This is a genomic window from Terriglobia bacterium, from assembly GCA_036496425.1.
Taxonomy (GTDB): Bacteria; Acidobacteriota; Terriglobia; order 20CM-2-55-15; family 20CM-2-55-15; genus 20CM-2-55-15.
This window is the reverse complement of the sequence record DASXLG010000026.1, coordinates 1-2,748: the sequence shown is the minus strand read 5'-3', so window position 1 is coordinate 2,748 and position 2,748 is coordinate 1. Positions and strand designations below refer to the sequence as shown.

At 59.1% G+C, this 2,748-nt stretch carries 3 protein-coding genes; 1 reads left to right on the top strand and 2 read right to left on the bottom strand.

Translation table 11 applies throughout. The features are described from left to right. A partial coding sequence (locus tag VGK48_02125; protein HEY2379956.1) for a PQQ-binding-like beta-propeller repeat protein occupies window positions 1–305 on the top strand: 305 nt, incomplete at its 5' end. A gap of 462 nt (window positions 306–767) precedes the next feature. Here the strand turns inward: VGK48_02125 and VGK48_02120 are convergent. After that, window positions 768–1,883 (bottom strand): photosynthetic reaction center cytochrome c subunit family protein, encoded by a 1,116-nt coding sequence (locus tag VGK48_02120; GenBank protein HEY2379955.1) that lies wholly within the window; start codon window positions 1,881–1,883, stop codon window positions 768–770. Between the two features lie 151 nt (window positions 1,884–2,034). Next, window positions 2,035–2,748 (bottom strand): hypothetical protein (locus VGK48_02115; protein ID HEY2379954.1); only part of this gene is annotated, 714 nt, incomplete at its 5' end.

Sequence of the window (2,748 nt, the reverse complement as noted above, 5' to 3'; positions counted from 1 at the left end):
AACCGATGCTGGCGCCGGTGTGGATTTCCCGCGACATGCATACGCCGGACCCTCCCGTTGTGGCGAACGGCGTAGTATACGCCCTGCAAACGGGAAAGAATGCAACGGAAACGCGCTCGGGCGGAAAGCAACCCGGTACCAACGCCGTCTTGTACGCTCTCGATGCCGAAACTGGGCGGCAAATATACTCGAGCGGCAAGCTCATAGACAGCTTCACACATTTCAGTGAACCAGTGGTTGCCGGAGGCAACGTCTACGTCTGTACCTGGGATGGAAAGGTCTATGCTTTCGGGCTGAAGAAGTAGCGGCCGAAATCATCAGTGGCGAGAACAGCCCATAACACGACGACCAGTGGGTGTCTCGAAGGGAAGTCGCGCCAGATCGCGCGTCGCGCTGCGGAGCTTTTTTTTGCTCCAGACAGCAGTCGTTTTCGGAAGCCGGCACTTTCGCCTGTCTGGGAAGCGTACGTTTCGGAATTCGCACGACATTGGTTGGAAGGAAAGCAGTTGCCACGATGGTTTCGCTTGGTACAAAGCGAAGAGTTTCGCTCCGGTTTGAGGGCGTCCGGCCCGGATCGATCCTGCCGCGGAGCTGCATCGACCATCTCACGACCACATTATCGCGTGTGCCGTGAGTGGAAACGCGGTTTCGGAAGGTGGCATTTCGGCTGTAAACGGCAGGTAGAACGGGGGATCGGGAAATTTCTCCGGGCTGTCACCGTCTGACGATGATCGGAGCGCGGGGCCCCGCTTCTGCGCTGCCCGGTTCTACTGTTTGGGACGCGCCGGCGGAGATGGCTGATTGAACTTCGCGGCGTCGATCGGAACGTTCGTTTGCGCGGAACTCAGCTGTACGTCTGAACGGCCGTCCGTCCATGTCGTAATGACGTGAAACGGCAGTTTGACTCCCGCCGGGGCGACGTCCCGATAATCGCTGTAATCGACCTCGATCGGTACCCGGCCGATCATCGTATCGGCGTAGCGCACTTGCCGCACCAGCAGGCCGGACTGCTTATCAAAGTACAGCTTGATTGAAGAGCGTCCGCCGTTGGCTATCCCCTGCACGACGACCACATCCTTATCGTCAATGCTGCTCGAACCCACCACCGGTTTCGTGAGGGCCTGCCGGATTCCCGCCGGAAACGAGAGCACGGCATCCAGCCGGACAGCATCCAGGTCTCCGTTGCTATACGCGATCACCGGAAATGGCTTGTCCGCGGCAGGCGCCGCCATCCATCCGCGGCTGCCATCGCAGGTCGTCGTTCGGTCTCCGCCGTCCGTATGCACGATCACGGTGCGCAGATTCGGAGCCTTCACATAAATATCCACAGGCGCCTGCGGTTCCGCATACCCCTGATAAGTGCCCTTGAAAACAATGCTGGTGACGGCGGCTGCCTTCTCGGCTCCTCCGACCGCCTGAAGATATTTGTCAAAGATCTGATCGGCGGAAGGCGCGCCGGACGCTTGCCGGGTAATCTCCACTTCATCGGGATCGGGATCGGGAGGCGTGCCGTACTGGTCGCGCAGGCTCGGCGTGATCTTGGGCGCGCCTTGCAGATTGCGATGGCAGGTGTAGCAGGTCACGACGCGTGCTCCCCCGAAATTGGTCCGGTTGATGGACTGCACCATCAGAATCATTCGACGCGCTGTCGCCTTGCGGGGCGTCTCTTGGGCGTAGACACTCCAATCGCCCTCCGCCTTCGGTTCGACATGACAATCGGTGCAGTTATAATTCGTGGACGCGGAAATGAACCCCATCGTGTCCATGAATTCATCCACCGGGATTCCCTTGAGCACAGTAACGTTTTTGAAAGCCTGTTCCGACATGAGCGGCCTTGCCGGCGCAGTTTGTCCAAACGCCGGCGCGAGACTCAACAGCCACACGGCAATTCGCGCTAGCAGCCCGTGGTGAAAGTTCGGGCGCGGCAGATGTGGAGGCAGGCAACGAAATTCCGCCCGGACCGCTGGCCTGTTTTCAGGGGCTTCGCGTCGAGGAATTTCGTAGCCAGTCCCCGGATTTGCCGCAGTCTTCCGCTTACTTCTTATCGTCCCCACTCACACCCTCCAGGGGGCGTCCTTCCCAGAACTTTTGCTCAATGGAGTACACGCAATATTCTTCTCGTATGTCTCCGTACGCCGTGCCATCCGGCCTCTTCCCCCACAGACCTTTTTGGATTTGCTGCGAGGAGTTCATCAGCCTCAACTTCAACTTCCTGCCACCCCAAGACCCCACATAGGCTTTCGGATCGGTCAGCGTCAGGCTGAATTCCAACGTATCGTGATCGAGGCGCGTGTAACGTTCCTCGAGACGCATCTGGTCGCTGTGGATAGAGCCGTAGGGATCGACCCAGGTCCGCTCGTCGTAACCGGACGAATCCACGACCAGGGTGTCGCCATCCCAATGCGCCGTGGCATACCCGTACCACCGCGGTTTTGCCTCAGGCCCGGGGAGTTTGCGCCCATCGGTCCACAGATCGCGCCACATGCGGTCCCGTTCGAAGAACTCCGCGAATTCATCCGGAAGCTTCACGAACCGGTAGTTGCTGTAGTCGAGGTTGCGCGGGTAACCGGAAGGGTCGCACGTGAACAGCGGGTCGTTCCAGTCTTTTTGGTCCTTAAAGAATCCGAAAGCCAGCGGAGAATTTCTGGCCGACGCCCGCGTCTTGCTCCACTTCTGCTTTCCCCAATCCGTCATGGGAGGACGATCGGCCCCTAACGCGACATCGAATCCTCCAGGGTTCTTCCAAAT